The 25,538-nt window shown below is 64.4% G+C and carries 21 protein-coding genes; 10 read left to right on the top strand and 11 right to left on the bottom strand.

Annotated elements, in window-relative coordinates:
- Positions 1-8: 8 nt before the first annotated feature.
- Positions 9-932 (bottom strand): sugar-binding transcriptional regulator, encoded by a 924-nt coding sequence (locus IFU30_RS13980; protein ID WP_137243671.1) that lies wholly within the window; start codon positions 930-932, stop codon positions 9-11.
- Between the two features lie 37 nt (positions 933-969).
- Positions 970-2,490: an arabinosylfuranosidase ArfA gene (arfA, locus tag IFU30_RS13975; RefSeq protein ID WP_137243670.1), complete on the bottom strand. Its 1,521-nt coding sequence runs from the start codon at positions 2,488-2,490 to the stop codon at positions 970-972.
- A gap of 469 nt (positions 2,491-2,959) precedes the next feature.
- Between arfA and IFU30_RS13970 the strand changes: the two genes are divergently transcribed.
- The 3 genes from IFU30_RS13970 (at position 2,960) to IFU30_RS20940 (ending at position 7,941) form a co-directional block, all read left to right on the top strand.
- On the top strand, positions 2,960-4,864 hold the full coding sequence (locus IFU30_RS13970; protein WP_197977584.1) for an RICIN domain-containing protein: 1,905 nt from the start codon (positions 2,960-2,962) through the stop codon (positions 4,862-4,864).
- A 43-nt stretch (positions 4,865-4,907) separates the two neighbouring features.
- The gene (locus IFU30_RS13965; protein WP_197977583.1) at positions 4,908-6,395 is read left to right on the top strand and encodes a family 43 glycosylhydrolase; all 1,488 of its coding nucleotides are present in this window, start codon (positions 4,908-4,910) and stop codon (positions 6,393-6,395) included.
- A gap of 436 nt (positions 6,396-6,831) precedes the next feature.
- Complete coding sequence (locus IFU30_RS20940) at positions 6,832-7,941, top strand: AbfB domain-containing protein (protein ID WP_197977582.1); 1,110 nt, start codon at positions 6,832-6,834, stop codon at positions 7,939-7,941.
- A 119-nt stretch (positions 7,942-8,060) separates the two neighbouring features.
- Here the strand turns inward: IFU30_RS20940 and IFU30_RS13955 are convergent, their stop codons facing one another.
- From IFU30_RS13955 to IFU30_RS13930, 6 genes are read right to left on the bottom strand one after another with little or no spacing between them, the layout of a single operon-like run.
- Positions 8,061-8,282 carry a hypothetical protein gene (locus IFU30_RS13955; RefSeq protein ID WP_137243667.1) on the bottom strand — a complete coding sequence of 74 codons (222 nt, stop codon included), beginning with the start codon at positions 8,280-8,282 and terminating at the stop codon, positions 8,061-8,063.
- 44 nt (positions 8,283-8,326) lie between these two features.
- A complete protein-coding gene (locus IFU30_RS13950; protein WP_137243666.1) occupies positions 8,327-9,160 on the bottom strand; it encodes a M56 family metallopeptidase in 834 nt (277 codons plus the stop codon).
- 3 nt (positions 9,161-9,163) lie between these two features.
- Positions 9,164-9,583, bottom strand: a complete 420-nt coding sequence (locus IFU30_RS13945; protein WP_191941604.1) for a BlaI/MecI/CopY family transcriptional regulator — start codon at positions 9,581-9,583, stop codon at positions 9,164-9,166.
- A gap of 48 nt (positions 9,584-9,631) precedes the next feature.
- On the bottom strand, positions 9,632-11,920 hold the full coding sequence (locus tag IFU30_RS13940) for a heavy metal translocating P-type ATPase (RefSeq protein ID WP_275068422.1): 2,289 nt from the start codon (positions 11,918-11,920) through the stop codon (positions 9,632-9,634).
- Positions 11,917-13,968 carry a cytochrome c oxidase assembly protein gene (locus tag IFU30_RS20935; protein WP_137243664.1) on the bottom strand — a complete coding sequence of 684 codons (2,052 nt, stop codon included), beginning with the start codon at positions 13,966-13,968 and terminating at the stop codon, positions 11,917-11,919. Before IFU30_RS20935 ends, IFU30_RS13940 begins: the two co-directional genes overlap by 4 nt.
- A 9-nt stretch (positions 13,969-13,977) precedes the next feature.
- The gene (locus tag IFU30_RS13930; RefSeq protein WP_192005578.1) at positions 13,978-14,202 is read right to left on the bottom strand and encodes a heavy-metal-associated domain-containing protein; all 225 of its coding nucleotides are present in this window, start codon (positions 14,200-14,202) and stop codon (positions 13,978-13,980) included.
- Positions 14,203-14,376: 174 nt separating this feature from the next.
- Here IFU30_RS13930 and IFU30_RS13925 point away from each other — a divergent pair, with 174 nt between their 5' ends.
- From IFU30_RS13925 to IFU30_RS13905, 6 genes are all read left to right on the top strand, one after another.
- Positions 14,377-15,861: a PepSY-associated TM helix domain-containing protein gene (locus IFU30_RS13925; protein WP_137243663.1), complete on the top strand. Its 1,485-nt coding sequence runs from the start codon at positions 14,377-14,379 to the stop codon at positions 15,859-15,861.
- A 104-nt stretch (positions 15,862-15,965) separates the two neighbouring features.
- Entirely contained in the window at positions 15,966-16,547 is a 582-nt protein-coding gene (locus IFU30_RS13920; protein WP_137243662.1) for a DUF5134 domain-containing protein, read from the top strand.
- A 25-nt stretch (positions 16,548-16,572) separates the two neighbouring features.
- Positions 16,573-17,454, top strand: coding sequence for an SDR family oxidoreductase (locus tag IFU30_RS13915; RefSeq protein WP_137243661.1), 882 nt, complete (start codon positions 16,573-16,575; stop codon positions 17,452-17,454).
- A gap of 351 nt (positions 17,455-17,805) precedes the next feature.
- A complete protein-coding gene (locus IFU30_RS20475) occupies positions 17,806-18,894 on the top strand; it encodes an ABC transporter substrate-binding protein (protein ID WP_137243660.1) in 1,089 nt (362 codons plus the stop codon).
- A gap of 79 nt (positions 18,895-18,973) precedes the next feature.
- Positions 18,974-19,948 (top strand): FecCD family ABC transporter permease, encoded by a 975-nt coding sequence (locus IFU30_RS13910; protein WP_342450870.1) that lies wholly within the window; start codon positions 18,974-18,976, stop codon positions 19,946-19,948.
- A complete protein-coding gene (locus IFU30_RS13905; RefSeq protein ID WP_124769860.1) occupies positions 19,945-20,709 on the top strand; it encodes an ABC transporter ATP-binding protein in 765 nt (254 codons plus the stop codon). Before IFU30_RS13910 ends, IFU30_RS13905 begins: the two co-directional genes overlap by 4 nt.
- A 28-nt stretch (positions 20,710-20,737) precedes the next feature.
- Here IFU30_RS13905 and IFU30_RS13900 read toward each other — a convergent pair whose 3' ends face one another.
- The 3 genes from IFU30_RS13900 to IFU30_RS13890 all read right to left on the bottom strand — a co-directional run bounded on the left by IFU30_RS13900 (position 20,738) and on the right by IFU30_RS13890 (position 24,990).
- The gene (locus tag IFU30_RS13900; RefSeq protein ID WP_240044062.1) at positions 20,738-23,314 is read right to left on the bottom strand and encodes an ATP-binding cassette domain-containing protein; all 2,577 of its coding nucleotides are present in this window, start codon (positions 23,312-23,314) and stop codon (positions 20,738-20,740) included.
- A gap of 58 nt (positions 23,315-23,372) precedes the next feature.
- A complete protein-coding gene (locus tag IFU30_RS13895; RefSeq protein WP_137243658.1) occupies positions 23,373-23,978 on the bottom strand; it encodes a TetR/AcrR family transcriptional regulator in 606 nt (201 codons plus the stop codon).
- Positions 23,979-24,141: 163 nt separating this feature from the next.
- Entirely contained in the window at positions 24,142-24,990 is an 849-nt protein-coding gene (locus IFU30_RS13890) for an SDR family oxidoreductase (protein ID WP_137243657.1), read from the bottom strand.
- Positions 24,991-25,055: 65 nt separating this feature from the next.
- Here IFU30_RS13890 and IFU30_RS13885 point away from each other — a divergent pair, with 65 nt between their 5' ends.
- A complete protein-coding gene (locus IFU30_RS13885) occupies positions 25,056-25,523 on the top strand; it encodes a winged helix-turn-helix transcriptional regulator (RefSeq protein ID WP_137243656.1) in 468 nt (155 codons plus the stop codon).
- Positions 25,524-25,538: the final 15 nt, after the last annotated feature.

Below are 25,538 nucleotides of genomic sequence, written 5' to 3'. Positions count from 1 at the left end.
GTGAGCGGCTATCGGAGAAGTTCGCGGGCCGTCGGGCCGTCGGTCACAAGCGAGGACACCATGTCCGACAGCAAGGCCGCCCTGATGGCGCGCGCCTTCCCCGGCCCGCCCGCGACCGCGATGACCGAGCGCGCGCGAGCGAGCTGTGCCACGGACACGGCGATCGCGACCGGCGCCAGGTCCTCCGAGAGTCGGCCATCGCCGAGAAAAAGCGTCGCGCCCACCTCCCCAAGCACTCCGGTTTGCAGGATGCGTCGGCGCAACTCCTCATCGGCCAGAGTCTCGAACAGCTGGGATTGGGGAGGATCCCAGCTGCCGATGGTGACGATGGCGATATCGAGATGATCCAACTTCGCGAGGCTCCGGCGGTTGATCGGGCGGTTGCGCATCGCGGCCGCGATTGTCGGGTCCGGGAGGGTCAGCGGTGAGTGCAGCAGATGGGCAGAGCCTCCGGAGGCTCGCGCCATAATGTCCGGTATCGCTTGACCCGACGCAAGATTGGGGGCGGCGATGCCCGTGAGCTGGACCACATCGCAATGAGGAAGGCCGCGGGCGGACAGAGCGACGTCGAGCATCGATCTCCCCACGGACACGCCGAGAAGGTCGCCGTCTCGGAGTTCGTCCCGCAGAACTTGCGCAGCCACTGGCCCGAGGGCGCTCCGGACCGTCTTTGCGTCCTGAGCCGTCACTTGCACGACCGAGGCCGAGGCCAGGCCGAATTGTTCCTGAATCGCACTGGAGAGTTCCCAATCAACGTCGCCCGGCGTGCTGATCTTCACGTCGACGAGCCCGTTCTCGTAGGCCTCGTCGATGAGCCTGGCGACGCGGAACCGGGACATCCCCAGTTCGCGTGCGATGGTGACCTTGGAAGCACGGTCGACAAGAAACCGCTTCGCCGCATAGGCCGACTCGGTCTGTCGCAACAGTGGCACGACGTTCGTCTGCGTTCGCTCGGTACCGGGCCTCGCCTCACACCAACTTGATGGCAGTCCAGGACACGGGGGGGAGCGTGACGCGGAGGACCGAGTCTTCGATCCGGGTGGTCACGTTCGGGTGCGGGACCACCCGGTCCTGATGTTCAAGTGTGTTGGACGCCGAGACATCTTCGTCCGAGACCGTCTGAGTCGACTCGACATGGCTGAAGCCGCAGCCGTCCAGTGTGAGCTCGACGTCGACCTCATCGGTGAGGGAACGGTTGACCAGAAACACCGACCCGCTGCCTGCGGACTCGTCGAAGGTGACTGCCGCATCCACCGTACGAACGGTTCCGTACTTCTCGGTGTCGTAGGTCGGGGTTTCGAAGGTGGTTCGCAGTGTGCGTCCGGTGGCGAGCGCAGACGTCGCCGCGAACGGGTAGAAGATCGTTTGGCGCCAGGCTGGCCCTCCGGGCTCGGTCATGATGGGAGCGATCACGTTCACCAACTGTGCGAGCGATGCTGCCTTGACCCGGTCAGCATGATTCAGAAGAGAGATCAGTAGGCCACCGACGACCACCGCATCGAGGACCGAGTAACGGTCCTCCAGGAGGCGGGGTGCCTCCGGCCACTGGTCGGGAGCCGTGATCTTCTCTTCCTGGTTGAATCGGGCGCTATACCAGACGTTCCACTCGTCGAATGAGATCATGATCTGCTTGGTGCTCTTGCGGGCGCCGGCAACGGCGTCCGCTTGTGCCACGACTGCCTCGATGAACCGGTCCATCTCCACGGCAGAAGCGAGGAATGTCGCCGCGTCGCCGTCCGTCTCCTCGAAGTAGGCATGGGCGGAGATGAAGTCGACGTCATCGAACGTCTCGGACAGGACCGCGTGTTCCCAGGCGCCGAACGTCGGCATGCGCGCGTGGGACGAGCCGCACACGACGAGCTCGAGCGACTCGTCGAACTGCCTCATCGCGCGCGCGGTTCGGGCCGCGATCTTTCCATAATCCGTTGCGTTGCGGTGGCCGAGCTGCCAGGGGCCGTCCATCTCGTTTCCGAGGCACCACATCCGAATGGCATGCGGTTTCCGGTGCCCGTTGGCGATTCTTGCATCTGCGAGTTCGGTGCCTGAGCGATGGTTCGAGTATTCCAGCACGTTCAACGCCTCTTCCACGCCGCGCGTTCCGAGGTTGACCGCGTACATCGGCTCAACGTCGGCTTCTGCCGCCCAATCGATGAACTCATCGAGGCCGAACTGGTTCGTCTCGGTCGAATGCCAGGCGAGGTCGAGCCGACGTGGCCGTTGCTCTTTCGGGCCGACCGCATCCTCCCAGCGGAAGCCTGACACGAAATTGCCTCCTGGGTAACGGACGGTCGTAACCCCGAGTTCCTGGACCAGGTCGAGCACATCGCTTCGAAAACCTCTCTCGTCGGCGAGTGGGTGTCCGGGTTCTAGGACTCCGTCGTAAACGCAGCGACCGAGGTGCTCGATGAACGATCCGAAGAGACGTCTGTCGACCTCTCCGATGGGATGGGCCTGGGACGTCGTGAGGAGCGCGCGCTGACGGGATGTCATCGGGGGTGTCCTTTCCGCTGCGATTGAGCAGCAACGGCAGAGAACATATCTCGGAACAAAAAAGAACACAACGCTCAGTTTCAGGGCGGTGCGTGCTCGACGTCGGTATCGCTGACGGGCCTGCCCGTAGTTCCCGCGGCACCCGTGCATTTGCGGCCGGCGGTCGCTGAGGTGCGGGTATGTCGACGACGAAGAGTGTGCTGTGAACGCTCTCATCGGTTGACCGAGGTCGCCTGTGCTGCAATCAGTTGACTTAAACCCCCCACATGGTGCACATTGTGATCCGGTTGATAGCGCTCACAATTCATGAGCGTTGGTGACGGACGACGCCGTCCGACTTCCGTCAAGAGGGTGCCCCCGCACCCGGACGGTCAGCTGCTCTGGCGTGCTCGGCACGCGAAGAGATGCAGCATCTGAGTGCGGCCTTGTGGCTGCGCTCGGCCGCGACTCGAGATCGAAGGAGCTCTCCGTGTCACTCTTCCGTCGTTTCCTCCTCGCAGCGGCATGTCTGCTGTTCGTCCTATCCGGCGCGCTGATTGCGCCGACGTCACCCGCAGACGCCATCGGCGAGGCGACGTTCACGAACCCCGTTCTGCCGGACGGAGCCGATCCCACGATCGAGTTCTTCGACGGGAACTATTACCTCGTCGCCACCACCTGGGACAACCGGGTCGTGATGCGTAAGGCGCCCACGCTCGAGGGGCTGAAGACCGCTGCCCCAGTCACGGTCTATTCGGACACCACCGCCGGGCGCAACGCCAACATGTGGGCGCCCGAACTCAAGCGTCTCACCGGCCCGAACGGTCCGCGCTGGTACCTGATGTACACCATGGGCACAGCCGGAACGTTCGACCGCCAGCACCTGCAGGTGATCGAGAGCGCCGGCGACGACCCGACCGGTCCGTACGCCTACAAAGGACAGCCGATACCGACGAACGATTGGAACATCGACGGCTCGTATCTGGAGCTGAACGGCGAGTTGTTCGTGACCTGGTCCATGTTCTCCCCAGAGCCGAATCGCCTGCAGAGCAACTACATCGCGAGGATGTCGAACCCGTGGACGGCCACCGGCCCGATCAACATCCTGTCCCAGCCGACGGCCGACTGGGAGCGCATTGGTATGCCGGTGAACGAGGGCCCCGTGCCACTGCAGAAGGACGGAAAGACGTGGATCGTCTTCTCGGCCAGTTCCTGCGGTACCGAGGACTACCAGCTCGGAACGCTGAGGTACACCGGCGGTGATCCGGTGCTCGCAGCATCCTGGAACAAAAGTGCGGGTCCCGTCTTCTCGAAGGCGAATGGCGTCTTCGGCCCCGGGCACAACGACTTCTTCACCTCACCCGACGGCACCCAGACGTGGAACCTCTATCACGGCAACGCCAGGGCCGACGGTGGATGCGCTCGTCAGCGTTCGGCGCGGGCACAACAGGTGACGTGGAATGCGAGTGGCGAGCCGGACTTCGGGACGCCCATCGCCACCGGCACGCCCATTGCGGTGCCCTCCGGTGAGCGCGGGCCGGTCACCGCCAGTGTCGAAGGCGCGTCCTTCGAAGTCGTGAATCGTAACAGCGGCCTCTGCCTGACGGTCGCGGGCGGCTCGACCGTCGACGGCGGCAACGTGGTGCAGGGAGCCTGCGCGAACAGCGCAACCGCCGCGTCCAGTTGGGTCATGGATTCGACCGCGGACGGCGCGTACCGTTTCGTGAACGCCTCGACCAACAAAGTCCTCGATTCCGCGAACTGTGGAACCGCGGACGGAACTGATGCCCGCCAATGGGCCTGGCTGGCGAACACCTGCCAGGAGTGGCTCCCCGCCCCGGCATCGGAGGGCTACCTCACCATCGCGAACCGCGCCAACGGCAAGATGCTGGACGTCGCGAACTGCACGACGGCCGCCGGGGGAGAGGTGAGGCAGTGGAGAGCGCTCGGCAACGCCTGTCAGCAGTGGTCGATCCGCCCGGTCGGACCGACCCAGATCCTCAGCGTCCCGACCGGCAAGTCCTTCGACGTGCCGAACTGCGACACGGCGATCGGCGCGATCCTCCAACAGCATCAGTACCTGGGATCGCCCTGCCAGACCTACACCTTCAGTTCCGACGTCGGTGGCGCGGTGCACATCCACCCGGCCTCGGCACCAGCCTTGTGCCTCACCGTGAGTGGCGGATCCACTGCTGACGGCGCCGGCCTCGTGCAGGAGGCCTGCGGGACCGCATCATCCTGGCGCCTCACGCCACTCTCGGACGGCTCCGTGCGGTTCGTGTCGGCACTCACCGGGAAGTCGATCGACCTCGCCAACTGCGCAACCGGCGACGGCGCGCGGCTGCAGCAGTACAGCCTCCTCGACAACGCGTGCCAGCGGTTCACCATCAAGTGACGTTTCCCACCAACCCACCTCACGATGACGAAGGAGTCACCCCGTGAACATCACCCCTCTCGCCCAAGCGACCTCCTCACTCTCGCGTCGAACCTTGCTGATCGGAGCCGCAGGGCTGACGGCGGGACTGGCGCTACCCGCACTCGGCGTTGCCGGCGCCGCCCTGGCGGCGCCCGCGCTTCTCCCGCTCGGTGCACAGAACCCGCTGATCCGGCAACGGGCCGATCCGCACATCAACCGGCATCCCGACGGTCGCTACCTCTTCACCGCATCGGTCCCCGAGTACGACCGGATCGTCCTTCGGGCCGCGCCATCCCTGGCCGGGCTCGCCACCGCGACTGAGCGCACGCTCTGGGTCCGGCCGCCGAGCGGGACGATGGGTGGGTACATCTGGGCACCGGAGATCCATCAGGTCGGCGGACGATGGTACATCTACTTCGCGGCCGGCGATGCCGGCGAACCCTTCCGCGTCCGCCCGTACGTGCTCCAGGCAGATGGCCCCGATCCCATGACCGCCAACTGGACGGTACGGGGACGGATCGTCACCCAGTTCGACACGTTCTCTCTCGACGCCACGACCTTCTCGCACAACGGCCGCCAGTACCTCGTGTGGGCTCAGGGGGAACCCGGCATCGATGCCGGGAGCAACCTCTACATCTCGGAGATGTCCGACCCGTCGACCCTCACCGGACCCCAGACCCGCATCTCGGTTCCGACGGCATCATGGGAGACCCGCGGGTTCAAAGTTAACGAAGGCCCGTCGGTCATCATCCGCAACGACCGTGTCTTCATCAGCTTCTCTGCGAGCGCAACCGACGCGAACTACTGCCTCGGGTTGCTGACGGCCAACGCCTCAGCCGATCTGCTCTCGGCGAACTCATGGGTCAAGTCGTCAGGACCGGTGTTCGTGTCGAACGATGCCACGAGCCAGTACGGACCCGGTCACAACTGCTTCACGACCGCGCCGGACGGGCGTGGTGGGGAGATCGACGTGCTGGTCTACCACGCGCGTGAGTACCGGGACATCCCGGGAGATCCGCTGTTCGACCCGAACCGCCACGCGAGGGTGCAGCGCCTGTACTGGAACGCCGACGGCACCCCGGATTTCGGCATCCCCGTCGCCGCCGGAATCCTGCCCTCGCGCCTGCGGTCTCACAACTTCCCTGACCGTTTCGTCCGTCACGCCAACTACGTCGGTCGCCTCGACGCCGCGCCCAAACCCAGTGTCGACTCCTGGTTCCGCGTCGTCGAGGGCCTCGCCGGAGGAAACTCGCTCGAGTCGGCGAATTTCCCCGGCCACTACCTGCTCGCAGGACCGTCCGGCATCACATTGGCCAGATCCAACAACACACCGACGTTCGCGGCCGCGGCATCGTTCACGCTTCGTGCAGGGCTTGCGGACGCCGCCAAGACGTCCTTCGAGTCCATCGCCACACCCGGAACCTACCTTCGGCACCGCGACTATCGCCTGTACGTGGAGCGGGTGAGCGGCACGGTCGGTGCGGCCGATGCGACGTTCGCCATCGACTGATCAGGAGCGTCGGAACGCGACGCGCTCTCGACCCGACACCGCTCGATCACGCAACTCCTTGGAAGGAACCAGCATGCTCCCACTTCACACTCCGGACGTTCGGCGACAGCGTCAGCGCACCGGACATCTGCCGACCAGGCTGCGCCGAGGATCCCTCCTCGCGCTCGCCAGCAGCGTCGCGATACTTGCTGGGCTCGTGACAGCCGGAACCCCGGTATCCCCGGCAGCAGCTGCGGACGCCGATGCGGCCTACGTCATGACCTACTTCCGGGAGAGCCTTGACGGCACCGGGAACTCCAACAACGTCCATCTGGCCGTGAGTCTCGATGGCAGGCAGTGGCAGGCACTCAACGACAACCGGCCGATCCTCGACCCGACGGCCGGTACGGGCGGAATTCGCGACCCGTTCATCCATCGACTGCAGGACGGCACCTGGGTGCTCCTCGCGACAGATCTCGAGGTCGGTGTGCCCTTCGGCCAAGCGAATCCCAACCTGCATGTCTGGACATCACCCGACCTCGTCACCTGGTCGGGCGATCGGTTGCTGAGCGTGAACTCGGCAAACCCCGGGTCATACACCTGGGCGCCGGCGGTCCATTGGGACCCCGTTCGTCAGCAATATGGGATCACCTACTCCGCCTCGCCGGCAGGTGGGCCAGAAGGCGTCATCATGGTCTCCTACACCACCGATTTCCGGACGGCGTCACCGGCTGTCCGCTTCTTCGACAACGGTGGACGGGGCGGTGTGATCGACTCCGACGTCGTGACGGGTGTTGGGGGCCAGAACTACCTCTACTATCGAGGGCCGAATCCCGACGCAGGCCTCATGGGAGCGAGGTCATCGACGCTCGAGCCGGGCAGTTTCCGTCAATATTCGGAGGCCCCGAACCTCCCCGGATGTGCTGAGGCTCCGACACTGGTGCGGTCGTTGACCGACCCTGGTTCCTGGACGTTGTGGGGTGACAACTATTGCCCCAACAGCACGTTCGTCAACTGGCAGGGCGACATCACGACTGGAACATGGAACGCCGTCAGCAGTGCCGACTTCACCGCACCGCTCGGGTCGAAGCACAACAGCATCAAGCCGATCACCCGTGCCGACTATGATCGCTTGCTCGGACGCTTCGGCGGATCGCAGAGCGAGCGACTGAAGTCGTTCAACTACCCCGGCTCGTACGTCAGGCATGCGGGTCTGAGAGCCCGTATCGATGCGGTTCCGTTCGACCCTCAGGCTGACTCGCAATGGCGCATCGTCGCTGGATTGTCGGACCCCTCGGCGGTCTCGTTGGAGTCCGTGAACTACCCGGGGCATTTCCTCCGTCACTCCGGATTCAAGCTGGTGCTGGCGCCGAACGACGGGACAGCCGCCTACCGCGCAGACGCAACCTTCACGAGAGTCCCGGGGCTTGCCGACGCTGGATGGGACTCCTTCAGGTCGGTGAACTACCCGGATCGCTACATCCGTCACATCAACGGTCAACTGGAGCTCACGCGGATCTCGACGGTGCTTGATCGAGCGGATGCCACATTCGACGTCGTCTACTGATCGCCAGTTTCCCCGTCGGAGTAATCTCCGACCACTCAGCGCGGCCCGCTCGGGAGCTCGACGGGTCGCGCCGAGGAGTCTGGTGACCTCTGAGACGACTCGAGGATGGGATCCGCACCTCAGTGGTCCCGCCTCCTGAGCCGCGCCAGACATCGGCGAAGTGATTCGGCGTATCCCGAGATCTCCTCGACGAACGTGGGGTCCGGCACGTCATCGTTCCTCGGAGGCGATCCCAACCCGATGAGGATGATGAGTCCAGAAAGGGCGATGAGCTGAGTGAGAACCAGGAGTATGGAGATACGGCTTCCCTCCCTGTCCGACGCGCGGTGGATGCCGAACAACTTCTACATATTGTAGAGGATGGCGGAGACTGCGATCAGGACGCTCAACCGCCCGCAACCATGAGCCGACGGCCAGCGGCACTCAGTCGCTTCGCCGGCAACTGGAGGAGCCGCTCGGATCTCACGGCCGTTCCGGCACTTCCGCTCAGCTCCGCAACGCATGCGAGAGCAGCGGCTACCTGATCGCTCCCGCAGACGCGAGCCGCGCTGTCGTCTGCGATGAGTTCAATCAGCAGGTTGGTGGAACGCTTGAACTGTGTCGCGCCGCGGACGGTCGGGAGACAGGCTGAGTTCAGTAGCGCGAGGCGCTTGGCGAATGCATGCCGATGTCTGACATGAGCGCGCTCGTGTTCGATGACGGCCCGCAGCTCCCAAGGGGTGAGTGCATACTCCAGGCGCGACGAGACGATCACCTCCGGCCGACGTCCCGGTGTCGTGCACGCGACCGGCAGGGAGGAGTCGATGTACCTCACGGTGAGGTTGCCGACGTGTTCCACGCGCGCGAAGCCTGATCCAAGCAATTCCGAGAACGATGCCTCGGCCTCACGATCAAGCTCGAAGAGCGGCTCCGCTCTCGCGAAGACCAGCGCGATCAATCCGCCGACAGTCCCTAGCGCCAGCCATGCAGCAAGGACGATGACCGTCGGCTCCAGGACATTGGTCCGACCGTCGGGTACAGCGGTGTGGACTCCGACAGCAAGAACGACCGCGACGACCATGCTGATGAGAGCTGCCGCTATGCCGTTGAGGAATGCGCCATGCCAGAGCAACAGTGCCGTCCGTGGAAATCGAAGTCGCCACATTCCCCGTGTGAGGACGAGCGGAGCCATGACGATCGTGAGAGCGGCATAGCCCAACAGGGCGAGAACGAGGAACATCGCTCAGGTCTGACGGCGTGAGCGGCGTGCTTTGGCGTCGAGCGCTGACCGGAGGAGCTCCACGTCGTCGTCATCGAGGTCTCCAGCGAAGTGCACCAGCGCAGCGGATCGATCGCCGACCCCGGTCAAGGCACTCAGCATGGCGTCTGCGGCGTACCCGGATTCACTGGTGCTCGCGGCGAAGCGGTTCCCTTTCGGCCCGTCCGCCTCTCGTAGGACACTCCCCTTCAACCGCAGCCGTTCGAGCACGGTCAGCAGTGTGGTGATCGCAGGCTGCTTCTCGGGGAAACGTTCCTGGATCTCGCGCACGCGCAGCGCCTCGTCACTCTCCCAGAGGATCCTGAGCACCGTGTTCTCCAGCTCGCCGCGCCCTCGTAGACGTTCTCCCGCCATGAGTCCTCCGTCGCTCGTTCGCCAAGTCATTCTATATTTCTCAAAGCGGCCCGTCCGGTATGGGGCGGGCCACATCCGTCAGATCACACCAGCTCCGGCAGCGTTCTGCTGACCATGAGCGGACGGTGCGACCCCCCGCTCCGGCCTGGTCGGGGGAGTCGGCTGGTAATTCCGCAGCCGCAGACTGTTCGAGATGACCAGGATCGACGAGACGCTCATTGCGGCCGCGGCGATCAGTGGGTTGAGCAGACCAGCTGCCGCGATGGGGATAGCCGCCAGGTTGTAGCCGAACGCCCAGATGAGGTTGCCCTTGATGGTGCTCAGTGTCTTCCGGGACAGCTGGACCGCATCGACGACGACACCGAGATCATCGCGCACGAGGATGATGTCCGCCGACTTCATCGCCACGTCGGTGCCTTCAACCATGGCGAGGCCGAGATCTGCGGTGGCGAGCGCCGCTGCGTCGTTGATTCCATCACCCACCATCGCGACGACGTGTCCCTCTTCTTGGAGTCGACTGATGGTCGCCGCCTTCTCAGTCGGGAGGACCTCGGCGATCACCTCGTCGACACCTACCAGCGCGCCGACCCGCTCCGTCGCGGTCGTCGCGTCTCCACTGAGGAGGATGGTTCGGAGTCCGAGGTTCCGGAGTCGATCGATTGTCGGTCGAGCGGAGCGCTTGATCTCATCCGTCAGCACGAATCGTGCAGCAGTAGTGCCGTCGATGACGACGTACACGGCTGTGTGTTCCGGGTCTCCGATCGGCAGGTCATCGAGACTCGCTCCGTGTGCGCGTACGAGCTTCTCGCTCCCGACAAGGACCTCCTTGTCGTTGACGCTCCCGCGGGCACCCAGCCCTGCGAGCGTCTCATAGTCGGTGACGTCGAGATGATGAGCGCCGAGTCCATCGGCGTACTCCACCAGCGCTTTCGCGATCGCATGCTCCGATGCGGATTCGACGGACCGCGCCATGGCGAGAACCTCGCGTTCCATGTGAGAGCCTGCGATCACGGCGCCGGCAACACGCATCTGGCCCGTCGTCACCGTTCCGGTCTTGTCGAAGACGACGGTGTCGATTCGCCCACTTGCTTCCAGTGCGTCCTGTCCCTTGATGAGGATTCCGATCTGGGCCCCTCGACCGACGCCGACCATGAGCGCGGTGGGGGTTGCGAGGCCGAGAGCGCACGGACAAGCGATGATGAGGACCGCAATGGCCGTGCCGAAGGCGTCTCGAGGTGCTGCTCCGAACGCAAGCCACGCGAATCCGACGACGAGTGACAGTGAGATGACCGCTGGAACGAACACGGTGATGATCCGGTCGACGAGTTTCTGTACTCGGGCTTTTCGTTCCTGGGCCTGTTCAGCCAGCGACGCCATCTGTGCCAGCTGCGTGTTGGTTCCCACGGAGGTCGCTTCCACTGTCAGTCGGCCAGAGGTGTTGATCGTGCCGCCGACGACGGGGGATCCCTGGACGACCTCTATCGGAACCGGCTCGCCAGTCATCATGCTGGCATCGACGACACCGGAACCGGCGACGACGGTGCCGTCCGCGGCGATCGTCTCGCCGGCGAGGACGATGATTGTGTCGCCCTTGCGGAGCTCGATGGTCGGGATGACGTGTTCCACGCCAGATCTCAGCACTCTCGCCTCCGTGGCGGCCAAGTTGCCGAGTGCTGAGAGGACGTCGCCCGCCCGTCGGCGCGAACGCGTCTCGAAGTATCGACCCGCGAGTTGGAAGGTCGTCATGCCTGCCGCAACGTCCAAGTAGATCGAGTCCGCCCCGGCCGGGGTCATCCCGAATCCGAGCCAATAGCCTGGCTCGTCCGATCCGCCGATGAGGAGAGTCGTCACCGCCCATCCGAAGGAGGCGACGATGCCGAGCGATACCAAGGTGTCCATGCTCACGGTGCCATGGCGCAGATTTCTGATCGTGGCACGGTGGAACGGCAATGCGCACCAGAAGACGATGGGCAAGGCCAGCAAGATGCAGACGAGTTCCCACAGGGGAAATCTCAGATCGGGGACGAGGGCCAGGATGATGGTCAGGTCGCAGAGGGGGATGGTGAGTATCGCGGAGAGTGTGAGGCGCCGTCTCAGGGAGGCGATCCGGTCCGCCGTGGCACGGCGGTTCCAGTCGTCATCGCCCTCAGTGCGGACCACCGCACCGTAGCCGGCCTTGGTGATGGCTTCGAGTGCACGTTCGGACTCCGCTGGCGTGAGTCCGGCGACCACGGCTCGTTCGGTCGCGTAATTCACCGAGGCGGTCACGCCGTCCAACTTGTTGAGGCTTCGTTCGACTCGGCCGGCGCACGCGGCACAGGTCATTCCGCTGACGTTCAGTTCGAGGTAGTCGTCGCTGAAGTTCACGATCCAGTGTCCTTTCGTTGAGCGGATGCCGTCGGCTGCTGGGGCTGGAGCCGACCCCGGTCGGCGAGGTGTTTCAGCATGTCGTTGTACGCGTCGAAGTCCTCGTCCACCCCGGAATCGAGGTGTCGATCCTTGCGTTTCGCTTCTCGGTCATCTTGACGCGCCCATTGCAGGCACAGTGCGATCACCACGATGAGCAACGGGATTTCTCCCGCAGCCCAGGCGATGCCCCCGCCGAGGTGCTGGTCGGCGAGCAAGTCGTCGTGCCACGGAGCCCTCATGTAGGCGTAGAAGTTTCCGGCGATCAGCGTGGTGCTCGTCATCACGATCACTCCGAAGAATGCGTGGAACGGCATCGCTGCGAGGACGAACCCGAGTTTGCCGAGGTGCGGCAACGGCCGCGGGGGGCGATCCACGCCGATGATCAGCGAGTAGAAGAGGTACCCGGAGACCAGGAAGTGGATGTTCATGAGTTGATGCGACCAGTGGAAGCGCATAGCCTCCTCGAACAACGGCGACAGATACAACGCGTAGTACGACCCGACGAATACCAGGAACACGAGTATCGGATTGAACACCAATCGGGCGATCGGGCTGCCGATGATGTCGATCAACCATTCATGTGGTCCAGCCACGTCTCGTCGCTTGGCGGGCGGCGTAGCCCGAAGGAGGAGGGTGACCACGCCGCCCATCGCGAGGAGGACTGGGCCGAACATGTTCAGACCCATGTGCACCATCATGTGGATGCTGAACGACGGGCCGGAATAGGATCCGAATCCGGAGGACGTCGCGAAAACGATGACGGCCCAACCGAGGACCCAGGCCACGGTGCGGCCGACCGGCCATGCGTCCCCGCGGCGGCGGAGCCTGATGACGGCACCGAGGTACAGGATGACCGCCACAGCACCGACGACGGCGAACAAGATGTTGCCTCTCCATTCGCCGAAGAGGATGGCAAGCGTCGGGGTCTTCAGCATCTCGAAGCCGAACAGCACTTCCATGGCGCTGACGGGCATGAAGTACTGGGGCGGGGGGATTCTCGTCATCGCGACGGTGACGCCGATGTAGACGGCGGCCGTCAGGGCAAGCGGCCAGAGGTGCCTGAGGGCGACCGCCCTCGACGCGTCCGGGGAGGAAGCATCCAGAAGCCGAGCAATGAGTGCTGACGCGAGCGCTGCGACGAGCAGGAGGACGAGGAGCCGGACGGCGATCAGTCCTGCTGTCGGTGTGAGGGCGAATCTCAGCAACACGGTCTTGAAGAGGAGCAAACCGATCTCCACCGCGAACGCGACGGCCCAGGTGCCTCGGAGTAGGACTCGGGCGCGCCGCAGCGTCCGTGGCGGGAGCCCGAAGCCTCTCGCCGTGACGAGGATGAGTACGATCGGCACACCGATCACGATCCCGGCTGCCGGCACGCCGAAGGTTGCGAGATCACTGCCGAAGTCATGGCCGGGCCCGACCAGGACCTGATGAACCAGGACTGGACTGATCAAGGCGAGGACCGCCACGGCCGCTAAGACGAGTGTGGTCGTCCAGGATCGCGTCCACCACGCGCCGCAGAAGATGATGAAAGCCGCGACGGTGACGAGGATCCAGGCTTTCGGGAGATCCATCGCGCTCACGAGGTAGGGCAGGCCGCCGGGAGACAGCACGCGCTCGAGCGTCACCCCGTTCGCATCCGCTGCGTCGAAGACGACCAGCCCACCTCCGGCGAGCGTCCAGACGAGTGCGCTCACCCGAACGACGGAGAGCTCGGCAATGTTCTCGACAACGGTTCGTTCTCGCCCGCTTCGGACCTGCAGGAACGCCACGTACACGAGCGCACTCACGCAGAGGATGCCCGCCCACTCGGCGATCAGCCGAAGGACACCGGTCCCAAGAGACACGGTTGGCCCCGGGTCGCCTCTGCTGAGGTCGACGTAACTCGAATCACCGACCGCCAGGATCACCCCGATCACGATGAGCGCCGACAGTGCCACCGCAGCGGTCAAAGGACGCCGAAGCGCCTGCACATGGCTCGGTCGCTCCCGCGCTGCGATGTCGTTCACAGAGGCGCCTCAGCTTGAGGCGAGGCCGTTGAAGGTGTAGCCGACGTCTTCGATGGCGTTCCGGATGGCGGCTTCGCTGAGCGGCGCGGTCGATGACACCTGCACGGATCCGGATTCGAGGTGGACGTCCACCGCGTGGACTGTGGAGATCTCGGAGAGCTCTTCGGTCACGGACGCGACGCAATGCTCGCACGTCATACCTGATACCGAGTAGGTGGTCGTGATGTCGGACATGAGGTACCTCTCTCAGTCGATGGAGGGCAGCTGCCCTCGTCTACTCTACAAGCAGTAGTACGCGCGTATGTCATCCCGCCTGTCCGATGTTCCGTTGCCACGGAGGGTCGCCGCATGTGCTCTACTATTTGTAGAGCACATGCGAAAGCACGCTCTCGGTTTCCGCAGATCCTCATGGAACTCGGTGACTCCACGCGCCCGAAGGAGAAGGTATTGACCAGGTTGCACGACCGCCAGGACGCACGCGGCGCTGATGCGGGCCCTCCGGCGGGGCTGCCCCGCCGGCGCAGCTGGTTTCCGTCCTTTCTCCTCCGCCTGCATTTCTACGCCGCCATCTTCGTGGGGCCGTTCATCCTCGTCGCTGCGGGCAGTGGGGCTCTGTATGCGTTGACGCCTCAGTTGGAGCAGATGGTCTACGCCCAGCAGCTGCATGCGCCGGTGCGTGGTCACACCGTGCCACTCGCCGAGCAGATTGCTGCCTCGGAGGCGTTTGTCGGTGGGTCAGAGACCATCGTCGCAGTGCGGCCGGCACCTCGCCCGGGTGACACCACCCGCGTGATGTACGCGGACGGCCGTCTCGGGGAGAGTGAGACGAGAGCGATCTTCGTCGATCCTTCGACCGCGGAGATCCGCGGGGACCTCACCGCCTATGGGACGAGTGGCGCTCTCCCGATCCGCACATGGATCGATCAGTTGCATCGCAATCTCCACCTGGGCGATGCGGGACGACTGTACAGCGAGCTCGCCGCATCCTGGCTTGGCATCATCGCCCTGGCAGGCCTCGGGCTGTGGATAGCGCGTATACGGAGGAGTCGCTCCAAAAGAGACTTCCTCCGCCCCAATCGTTCGGCGCGCGGATATCGCCGCATCTTCTCTTGGCATGCATCCACCGGAGTGTGGCTACTCATCGGCGCTCTGTTCCTCTCGGCCACGGGTATCTCGTGGTCGCAATGGGGTGGGGGGAACTTCAGCACGCTTCGTCAAGCGTTCGATTGGTCGACTCCGTCAGTACAGACGGACCTCTCCGGCGGTTCATCCCCAAGCGGAGAACACGCTGGGCATGGCGGGGGAGGTGCGTCCGACGGCGGTACTCCGGCTCCTGCACCCTCTCCCGGGGATTTCGAGCGAGCACTGGCTGTCGCCCGAGGCGTCAACGTCAACACGGGGTTGGTGGAGATCAGGCCCCCCGCAGAGGCAGGCTCGGCGTGGGTGGTCCAGGAGATTCAACGCAGCTTTCCGACGGAAGTAGACGCGGTCGCCATCGACGGTGCGACGATGCGAGTGACGGACCGCACGGATTTCTCGGAATTCCCACTGGCGGCGAAGCTCACGCGCTGGGGCATCGACACCCACATGGGATCGATGTTCGGGCTCCCCAATCAACTGGCGTTGTTCGTGCTCGCGGCCGGGATCATGGCAATGGTCATCTTCGGGTACCTGATGTGGTGGAAGCGCCGTCCAACGGGCGGCGGGCGCCTCGTCGGGAAGCCGCCGGCCTCACAGGTGCTTGCACGTGCACCCTGGTGGGGGGTGCTGGCGATCCTGGCCGGGGGGCTGGTGATCGGGCTGTTCCTTCCGCTGCTCGGTCTGAGTCTCGCCGCCTTCGTCGTCACGGACGTGCTGGTCGGGGAATTCCAACGACGTGCGACGCGAGCGTGATGGTTTCAGGAACACCTCGACCCCAAGCTGCCACCTCCCCCAGCATCTGCTCGACGTTCGCCGTATCCACGTTCTGAAGGGACACCGTGCCGTACCCAACCCCCGTGGCGATCATCATGACCGTCCTGTTCTTCGTCACCGGCGTCGGCTACCTCATCCGTGCCGCGCGAGATCGCGACCCAGTAGGGCGGCTCAGCGACATCTTCCACGTGGTCATGAGCTTCTCCATGCTCGCGATGCCATGGTCCTGGGGTATGGCCGTTTTTCCTCCGGTCATCCAGATCATCGTCTTCTCGTTGGCCACCCTGTTCTATCTGGTGCTGCTCTTCGGCACTCCCGCTCCGGCTCGTCACACGGACCCGGATTCGCCCATCTCGAGTCATCATCACGCTGGCTGGGCCAGGGTCGGGTTCCATGCGTTCATGATGGGAGCGATGGTCGTCATGGGCGTCCTGATGAACGGCATGTCCCACGACGAGGGGCACATGGATCCGCCGCAGGGCCTCATGTGGACGGCCGAGAACGTCATCAGTGTGTCGTTCATGGTCGCCTTCGGTGTGTCGACGATCTGGTACCTCGCGAGTTTCATCCGCCTACGACGGGCTCCCTCTGTCGTTCGTCTGAACCTCTCCCTCATGGCGCTCATGGCGATCGGTATGTGCCTCGGCTTCTGGCCGGTGTGGTGAACCTGCCGACGTCGCTTGTCGACCAATGCGCGAGTGTCAGAGGAAGTGGGTGAGGCCGATGAGTAGTCCGTCGCCGAGGTACATCGTGCACGGTGCAACAGGGGCGCAAGGAGCACCCGTCGTGACCGCGCTCACCGCTGCCGGCTTCAACGCGATCGGGGCTATCCGAGATGTCACTCGCATCGGAGGCCCGGCCATGGTCGTAGATCTGTCGTCCACCGAAGCTCTGATACGGGCCTATCGCGGTTCGGGTGGCGTCTTCATCCACCTCCCTGAGGGACGACCGGAGGACCATCGCGCGCAGATGATGGCGGTCAGCCGAGCCATTCGCGTCGCTCGACCCAGGCGCGTCGTCATGTCCACGAGCGGGCACGCAATTGGCCCCGGCTCCGGTTCGGCCATCGCCATCCTGCATCATGAGCTGCAGGCCATCGGTGTCCCGTTCGCCGTCGTCGAGCCGCAGATCTCGCTTGAGAACCTGCTGGCGCCGCAGATCTTCGACGCAGCGCTTCGCGAGGGGGTGCTCCGGCTCCCGATGCACCGTGACGTAAGGCTCCGCTGGAGCTCGCACCTCGATGTCGCGGACACCGTCACCCAGCTCTTCCACCAGCACGTCGGCGGGCGCGTATTGGTCGGTGCCTCTCCGGGGCTGTCTGGTCCCGACATCGCGGCTGGTTTCAGTCGCTACTTCGAACGTGAGATCGCCTACGAGGCCATCTCGCAGGACGCGTTCCTTGAGCTCAGTGCGTTCGCCGACGGGGGCGCGGTGTCCGGCCAGTCTGTCGTCGACCGCCTGCACCGTGCTCAGGTTCAGAGTCGGGCGACCGACGGTTCAGTGTCCGCTGTGAGCCTGTTGGGCCTGCGGCCTCGAGCGGTGCACGAATGGCTCGGGGACCTCGGTATCTGAGTGCCGGCGTGGACGTGTCTTCGAACCTGGCCGGGGTCATCGTCCCTGATGCGCACCACCTTGAGGGAGGAGGCCGACCCGTGTGTCTCCGTGACGAGCGGAAGGGCCGGCCTCCGATTGGATGGGACGCTCCTCAGGTGACGACATCGCATCCGAGCTGATTCTACAACATGTAGAACAAACCCGCGAGCTCCATGGATCGTTGCTCTACATGATGTAGAGTAGCGTCGTGAATCATGCACTCGTGCTCGACCTTGGCGTTATACGGGTGTTCTCCACGCTCTGGGTCCTTCCGTCGATCAGTGGTTGGGCCATCCACGCACTCGTGTCCTGTGAAAGGCGATCTCGCTCATGAACTCTCCCCGTCAACGACGCACCGCGCTCGCGGTCGGAGCGGCATTCCTCCTGGCGGCACTGGCTGGTTGCTCTGCGCAAGCTGCAGCACCCGAGGCTGCTCTTACCGACGGAACGAAATTGACCGGGGGAGCGACCAGCTATCCCTTCACGATCGACAACTGCGGATACGAGCAGACGTTCGAGAAAGCTCCTGAGCGGGTCGTGCTCCTCAACGGCGCTTCGGTCAGCGAAGTCGAGTCGATGGTCATGCTGGGGCTGAGCGATGCTGTGCTCGCCAATGCGCAGAACTACGGCATGTCGGACAGTCCCGAACTCGTCGAGCAGATCGACGCACTGCCGACAGCGAATCTCGACATGGGGAGTTTCGACATCCCGTCGGAACATCTCCTGGCGCTCAAACCAGACCTGGTGATATCGACCTGGTCTGGAGGTTTCGACGCGGATGCCGGGCAGGCAACGCGGGAGGAACTCGCAGGTCTCGGTATCGAGTCCATTGTGAATCCTGCCAACTGTGCCATGGGGAAGGATGATGCGACTGACGCCGAACGAGAGACGTTCGCCTCTGCCACGATCGAGTCGTCCTTCGACTTCTTGAACCTTGTCGGCAACGTGTTCGACGTGCAGGCCGCGGCACAGGCACTCGTCGATGAGCAACGTCAACAGATCGAAGCCGTCTCACTGGCCGTGGACGGAGCGGACCGACCGACCGGGCTCATCGTGTTCCCAGGGATGTCGATGATGAGTGCGAACGGACTTCCGGCGGTCATGGCCGGCGGTATTTTCGACGATGTGCTCGAGCGAGCCGGAGTCACGAGTACCTTCGCCAACGCGGACACCGACCTGACCGAGAACATCACTGAAGAGCAGTTGGCGGCAGCCGATGTGCAGCTGCTCGTCGTCGGTGGATTCATGCCGGGGGAGGACCTCGACGCCGCGGCCGCAAAGATCTTTGCCGCGTACCCCCAGTGGGAGGCTTCACGGACCAACAACTACGTCAAGGTCTCCGACGGGGTGTACGTCGGCCCTACGAACGCCGCAGCCATCGACAAGATCGCCCGTGCCGCACATCCCGACGCGTTCTAGAACGGTGCCGGCGGCCAGTGCCGCGCATCGTTCGGGGGGAAATGCGCCACTCGCATGGTGGTTGGCGGCGACGGTCTGCGTGACCGTTGTGGTGGCGCTGCTCGCGATCGGTTTCGGTAGCGTCAACATCTCCGCAGACCGGGTCATCGCCGTGTTGTGTGCGAACCTCACCCGTCGAGCGGCAGGGCTCGATCCGCTCGACCAGCAGATCGTCTGGGAGCTGCGAGTCCCCCGGGTTCTCATGGCCGCCGTCGTGGGCGCCAGCCTCGCACTGGCCGGTGCCGCACTCCAAGGGTTGCTCCGAAATCCGCTCGCAGATCCATATATCGTCGGTGTGTCGTCCGGGGCCTCGTTGGGGGCAGTGTTGGTCATGTCCTTCGGCTCCGGCGCGCTGTTCGGACTCAGCACACCGGCGGCGGCCTTCATCGGTGCGCTGGTTCTCCTGCTCCTCGTCTTCGCGTTCGCTCAGCGGTCCGGTTCGTTCACGGACATCCGTTTGGTGCTGTCGGGAGTGGCGTTGGGATACGTCGCGATGGCCGGAACCAGCTTTGCGCAGTTGCAGGCCGAGCCTGGACAGGTTCGGGGCATCCTCTTCTGGATGATGGGGAGCGTAGCAGGGGCTCGTTGGGAAACGCTCGCCTTGCCCACTGTCGCTCTGCTCGGAGCTGGTGCTTGGCTGCTCATTCAAGCGCGCGGGTTGAATGCGCTTGCTCTCGGAGACGATGACGCCGTCGCCGTGGGAGTCGATCTCCGTCGATTCCGACTCGGACTGCTGCTTGTCGCTGCGCTCTTGACCGCCGTCACGGTGGCTGTCGCAGGCGGCGTCGGGTTCGTCGGCTTGATCGTCCCTCACGCGGTTCGAATGCTGGTCGGAGCGGACCATCGGCGGCTGCTGCCCGTCTCCGCGCTGTCCGGCGCAGTCTTCCTGGTCCTCGTCGATCTCGTCGCGCGGACCATTGGCAGCCCGAACGAGTATCCACTCACGATCTTCACGGCTTTGGTCGGCGGGCCCTTCTTCCTCTGGTTGATGCGTTCGCCGGAGGGGCGGTCATGAAGCTCTCCATCGATGAGCTCCAGGTGAGCGTGGGAGGACGGCCGTTCATCGAGCAGCTCTCGCTGGATATCGAGCCGGGCGCGTTCGTCGCGATCGTCGGACCGAATGGTTCAGGGAAATCGACGCTGCTTCGCGCCCTGTATCGTGCGCTGAAGCCTGACACGGGGCAGATCATCATCGGCACAACAGACGTGTGGGAGGCGTCACCCCGGGAAGCTGCGAAGTTGCGGGCCGTGGTCACGCAACACCAGACGAACAACGACGGTCTCCGCGTGAGTGACATCGTCGCCACAGGACGTCATGTGCACCAGCCGTGGTTTCGTGGTGAGTCGGTCCGAGATCGCGATGTGATCGAGTCTGCTTTGCAGCGCTGCAGAGCCGCTCACCTCTCGGATCGCCGCTACAGCACGTTGTCGGGCGGTGAGCGCCAGCGGGTACTCCTGGCTCGTGCCCTTGCACAGGACGCGCCTGTCCTCCTACTGGATGAGCCGACGAACCACCTCGATGTCACTGCGCAGCACGAGCTGCTCGAGCTCCTGGCTGCGGTGGAGCTCACCCGCATCATCGTGTTGCATGACCTGGATCACGCCGTCTCCCACGCCGACCGCATCATCGTCATGAAGGACGGTCGTGTCCACGCCGATGGTCCGCCGGCTCAGACGCTGACCCCGTCGCTGACCAACGACGTCTTCCACGTCGATTCGCGCATCATCGACCACCCCATCACCGGGCGCCCCCATATCGTCACCGCGTCGCCATGACCTGCCCGGCCCGAATCCGTTCTTCCCGTCAGCCGACAGTCCGCTCACCAGTGATCTTCAGGGCAGGTCCCAGGTATCGGCCTGTGACGCTTTCCGGGTTGCGGCAGACCTCCTCAGGAGTGCCGGTCGCCACGACCCTGCCTCCCTCGACACCTCCACCCGGCCCCATGTCGATCACGTAGTCGGCGTTCGAGATCACGTCCAGGTCGTGTTCGATGACGATCACCGTCGCGCCGGTGGCCAGCAATCGATCCAGGACGCCGAGGAGGACCGAGATATCGCGAGGATGCAGGCCGACAGATGGTTCGTCGAAGATGAAGAGCGTGCCTCGATGCTTCCGACCGAGCTCGGTTGCAAGCTTCAGCCGCTGAGCCTCGCCCCCGGACAGTGCCGGTGTGTCCTCGCCCAGCGTGAGATAACCGAGGCCGAGAGAGCTGAGCGTCTGGAGCCGCTGAGCGATGCGAGGACGGTCGGCCAAGATGTCTCCAGCGTCCTCGACCGTGCTGGCGAGGAGCTCCGGCAGACTTCGGTCACCCCGACTGGTGGTGATCCTGACCCTGTCCGCGTCCGGCCCGTACCGGGTTCCGACACACGTCGGACAGGGGATCTCGACATCCGGAAGGAACTGGACGTCGAGTACGACCTGCCCCGTACCCTCGCATCGGGAACACCGGAGGGACCCGGTGTTGTACGAGAAGTCACCCGCGCCCAGTCCTCGAGCCCGCGCGACATCGGTGGCGGCGAAGAGTCTGCGTAACTCGTCGAGGATGCCACTGTAGGTCGCGACCGTCGACCGGACGTTGGTGCCGATCGGAGTCGCGTCGACCACCTCGGCGCTCGAGAGGCCTGCAGCACTCAAGCTCTGGACGTGGGCGGGTATCTTCGTGCCGTCCCGGCTTGCATTGATGGCCGCTGCCAGGCTGTCGAGCACCAACGTGGTCTTGCCCGAGCCGGACATGCCGGTGACCGCGATGAGTCGCCCCTTCGGGATCGCGACCTCGAGTGCATGGACCGTGTGGACGGGCGTCGTTGCGACCTGGATCGTGCCCATCGAGAACATCTCATCGGCTGTGGCGCGCTTCCGGCCGATGACGTCCTCATCCCCGACCAGGTAGCCCCCGATCAGTGAATTCGGATGTGCGCCGATCTGCGCGACGGTTCCCTGAGCGAGCACCGTCCCGCCGTTTCCGCCTGAACCGGGACCGATCTCGATCACCCAATCGGCTTCGCGGAGCACCTGCACGTCATGGTCGACGAGGATGACCGAGTTCCCATCGTCCAGTAGGTCGCGCATCACCCCGACCAGACCGTCGATGTTCGCCGGGTGGAGCCCGATGGACGGCTCGTCCAGGACATACAGGACTCCAGTCGTCTGGCTACGGACAGCTCGAGCGAGTTGCACCCGCTGGCGCTCGCCGGTGGAAAGGGTCGAGCTCGCCCGGTCGAGGGTGAGATACCCGAGACCAAGCTCGAGGAGACGCGTGCCCATCTCGGCGAATTGTTCGGCGATCAGCCTCGCCATCGGGCGAAGCTCGGATGAGACGAGGCTCGGGATCGTGGCCATCCAGTCCATGACGGCGCTGAGGTCCTTGCTGGTCGCGGCGGCCAGGTTGATTCCGTCGACCTCGCTACCGAGAGCGTCGTTCGACAGTCGGCTCCCGTGGCATGACCAGCACTCCTGCGCTGTGATGAACCGATTGACTCGTGCCAGCCCCGTTTCGCTCGTTGCCTTGTCCATTGCTTCGCGGACCGCGAGTCGGGCATTGCGGTAGGTGAAGTTCAGGTCGAAGAGCTTCCCGGATTTCGAGGGCACTCGGATCTCGCGCTTGACCGAGGCCCCATCGAGGACAATGCTCCGTTCCGCGTCGGTGAGGTCGTGGTACGGCACATCGATGCGTACTCCGAGTTCAGCAGCGACCTGCGGCATCACGGACAGACCGAACATCCCCCAGGGTGCGACGGCGCCTTCGCTGATCGATTTCGTCGGATCAGGCACAAGCGCCGCGTCGTCGATGTCGCGGACGAATCCCGTCCCGGTGCACACCGAGCACGCGCCGTCTGAATTGAAGGCGAGGGACTCGGCACCGGGGGGATAGAACGTCGCTCCACAGATTGGGCATTGGAGATCCAGGTTCGCAGCGACATCGATCGTCGGGGCGAGACGGTGTCCATTGGGACAGAGGTGCGACCCAAGCCGCGAGAACGCGACTCTCAAAACGTTCAGCAGCTCTGTGGACGTGCCGAACGTCGATCGTACGCTGGGCACACCCGGCCGTTGACGCAGTGCGAGCGCAGCCGGCACGTAGGTGACCGAGTCGACCGTGGCACGGGCAGCGTGCGTCATGCGTCGGCGGGTGTAGGTGGAGAGTGCTTCCACGTATCGGCGTGATCCTTCCGCGTAGACCACGCCGAGCGCCAGGGAGGATTTTCCAGAGCCGGAAACCCCCGCGACTGCGACGAGCTGATTCAACGGGATGTCCACATCGACGTTCTTCAGATTGTGCACGCGGGCGCCGCGCACCAAGATCGCCGTTGGCCGAGTCTTTGACATAGTCGCCTCCTGATTACGTGGATATGAAGTCTCGTTCGTCGTTCTCGGTCTCATGCCAGCTGATCGACCCATGCCCGGCCACCAGTGCACCCGGCTCGGGGCGAACGATCGCTCAGCCCGCTGCGGAGGCCATCTGAGGTCCGTCGCGGAGGTAGGTGCCGATGTGCGTCTCCAACACCGCACGCACATTCAGACCTGGTTCTCGCAGCGCCCGGAGCTGGAGCCCGTGGACCAGTGAGATCAGCGACTCGACCGCTGCGTCCATATCGGCCCCTGATCGAAGTTGGCCCTCGTCGTGGCATTGCTTGAAGCCCAGGCGCGAGCACTCGCGGAGGGCGTCGGTGTAGGCGTTCGACGCCTGCTGAGCGTTGTTCGCCGACGACCCAGGTTCGCTGGTGCGCGTGAGGTAGAGATGCGCCAGGTGGGGGTCTCGCAGGCTGCAGTCCAAGAGATCCGACAGACAGAGCAGCTTGGCTCTCCCCGAGACCCGATCGCATGCTGCACACTCGAGAATTTCGGCCATATGGCGGTCCAGGATGGCTTCCAGCAGATCGCCTACTCCGGCGAAATGATGGAGCACTCCGGCCTCGCTCAAACCTGCCTGGGCGGCCGTCTTTCGGAGGAGGCCGGTCGAACCTTCTCCAGCCCGACACACTGTCAGCCCCGCCGCAACGATGTCGCGTCGACGATGTTCCGTTTTCCGGTATGTTCCGCGCATCATGTCACCGGACCGATTCCGTGCGTATCACGAGGTCTCGGTTGTCGTGCTTCCGTGTACTGCAGGACAACGTCCATAGGTCCATTCACTCACTGTAGCCGTGCCCCGAACCTCCAGCGCTGCGGCGGAGACGGTCGTCCGCTCCGCCGCAGTGTCTCTGGGATCAGGCGCCGATGTCGCGCAGCCAGTGCTCGACGGAGCGTGGTGCGAGGCCGAGAAGCGCCTGAGCGCTACGCGTCTCGTCGATGAGTTCGTCGTCGAGGGTGGCACGCCAGCGGTAGGAGTCGACGACGGGCGCGATGCCGTCTGCGCCGAAGATGGGGATGATCATCTCGCCGAACTCGTCTGGTGTCTGAGCGTGGAAGCGCACCTCGCGACCGAAGTGGTTGGAGAACGCCTTGGCGAGGTCGGGTCCGGAGAGTCCCGGGAGGGCGCCGACGGTGACGACGCCCGTCACGGAGGGGTCTTCGAAGAGGCGGAGGGCGACCTCGGCAATGTCGAGGTGCGAGCTCCACGAGACGAGGAAATCCTCCCGGATCGGGTACGGGAGGATCCCCTCCTCGCGGGTAGCGGTGATGACGGGCGGCAGGAGCAAGTTCTCGAGATACAAGCGCGGGGCGATGACGGCAGTCGGAACGCCGCTTGCCTCTAGACGACGCACGAGCACACCGTGCGCGCTGTCGTCCTCGTCGTTGTCACCGCCGAGAGTATAGCCGCTGGTGGAGAAGACGACCCGACCGGGGCGTGCCCGATCGACCGCGGTGGCTATGGTGGTCGCCTGCTCGAGTTGCTGGGCGGGGGAACCGAGCGGGAGGTGGACGAACACGCCGTCCGCGCCGGTGTAAGCGTCCACAAGGGAGTCGAGGTCGGCGGTGTCGACGGCGACCGCCGGCCCGGCGGTGTAGGCGGCGGTATTGCGGACGGCTGCGGTGACGTGGTGGCCGGAACGGCTGAGTGCGGCGGCGACGGGGGCACCCTGTGCACCGGTCGCTCCGTGGATGAGATAGGTCATGTGACTATTAGTGCATATGATGCACTGGTTACCTCAAGTTCACTAACGGAGATGGATCGAAACTCATGTCATTCTCTGCGGAAGCCTGGCCGGAATGCGGGATCGCGCGGTTCCTGACCCTGCTGGATGGGCCGTGGGCGACGCTCATCGTCCGTGAACTGCTCGGTGGTCCACTTCGCTTCGGTGATCTGAAGGCGGCACTCCCAGGCATCAGCGCCCATACCCTGACGAATCGCCTGCGCCGCTTTGAGACGTACGGGATCGTCACTCGTACGGCGTACGGCGAGCTCCCGCCTCGCGTCGAGTACGAACTGACCGGGGTCGGCCACGGTCTGCAGTCGGTCCTCGACGCGATGAACGCCTGGGCGGCCACGGTGCCGACGCCCGTCGACGACGCCGTACCGCTTCCGGCATCGTGTGTCGGAGAAGGCAGAGCTTCGGAAGTCGGATCGGCGGTGGCGAGTCGGCAGTATTCGGCTGTTGGAGTACAGGCGAACGTGACCCAGGTCGCTCACACTCCTGACATGACCTGAACTCTCGCTTTGCGC

Origin of the sequence: Plantibacter sp. CFBP 8798 (assembly GCF_014841195.1) — a bacterium.
GTDB classification, from domain to species: domain Bacteria; phylum Actinomycetota; class Actinomycetes; order Actinomycetales; family Microbacteriaceae; genus Plantibacter; species Plantibacter auratus.
Note: the sequence above shows the minus strand (reverse complement) of the source record. Positions and strands in the feature narration are given on the sequence as shown.

Excerpts from the sequence above, each read along its gene's own strand:
- IFU30_RS13915 (WP_137243661.1), top strand. The coding sequence starts at position 16,573 with ATGCGCGAGTGTCAGAGGAAGTGGGTGAGGCCGATGAGTAGTCCGTCG.
- arfA (WP_137243670.1), bottom strand. The coding sequence starts at position 2,490 with ATGACATCCCGTCAGCGCGCGCTCCTCACGACGTCCCAGGCCCATCCC.
- IFU30_RS13905 (WP_124769860.1), top strand. The coding sequence starts at position 19,945 with ATGAAGCTCTCCATCGATGAGCTCCAGGTGAGCGTGGGAGGACGGCCG.
- IFU30_RS13890 (WP_137243657.1), bottom strand. The coding sequence starts at position 24,990 with ATGACCTATCTCATCCACGGAGCGACCGGTGCACAGGGTGCCCCCGTC.
- IFU30_RS13930 (WP_192005578.1), bottom strand. The coding sequence starts at position 14,202 with ATGTCCGACATCACGACCACCTACTCGGTATCAGGTATGACGTGCGAG.
- IFU30_RS13895 (WP_137243658.1), bottom strand. The coding sequence starts at position 23,978 with ATGCGCGGAACATACCGGAAAACGGAACATCGTCGACGCGACATCGTT.
- IFU30_RS13925 (WP_137243663.1), top strand. The coding sequence starts at position 14,377 with ATGGAACTCGGTGACTCCACGCGCCCGAAGGAGAAGGTATTGACCAGG.
- IFU30_RS13950 (WP_137243666.1), bottom strand. The coding sequence starts at position 9,160 with ATGTTCCTCGTTCTCGCCCTGTTGGGCTATGCCGCTCTCACGATCGTC.
- IFU30_RS20475 (WP_137243660.1), top strand. The coding sequence starts at position 17,806 with ATGAACTCTCCCCGTCAACGACGCACCGCGCTCGCGGTCGGAGCGGCA.
- IFU30_RS13885 (WP_137243656.1), top strand. The coding sequence starts at position 25,056 with ATGTCATTCTCTGCGGAAGCCTGGCCGGAATGCGGGATCGCGCGGTTC.
- IFU30_RS13945 (WP_191941604.1), bottom strand. The coding sequence starts at position 9,583 with ATGACTTGGCGAACGAGCGACGGAGGACTCATGGCGGGAGAACGTCTA.
- IFU30_RS13900 (WP_240044062.1), bottom strand. The coding sequence starts at position 23,314 with ATGAGACCGAGAACGACGAACGAGACTTCATATCCACGTAATCAGGAG.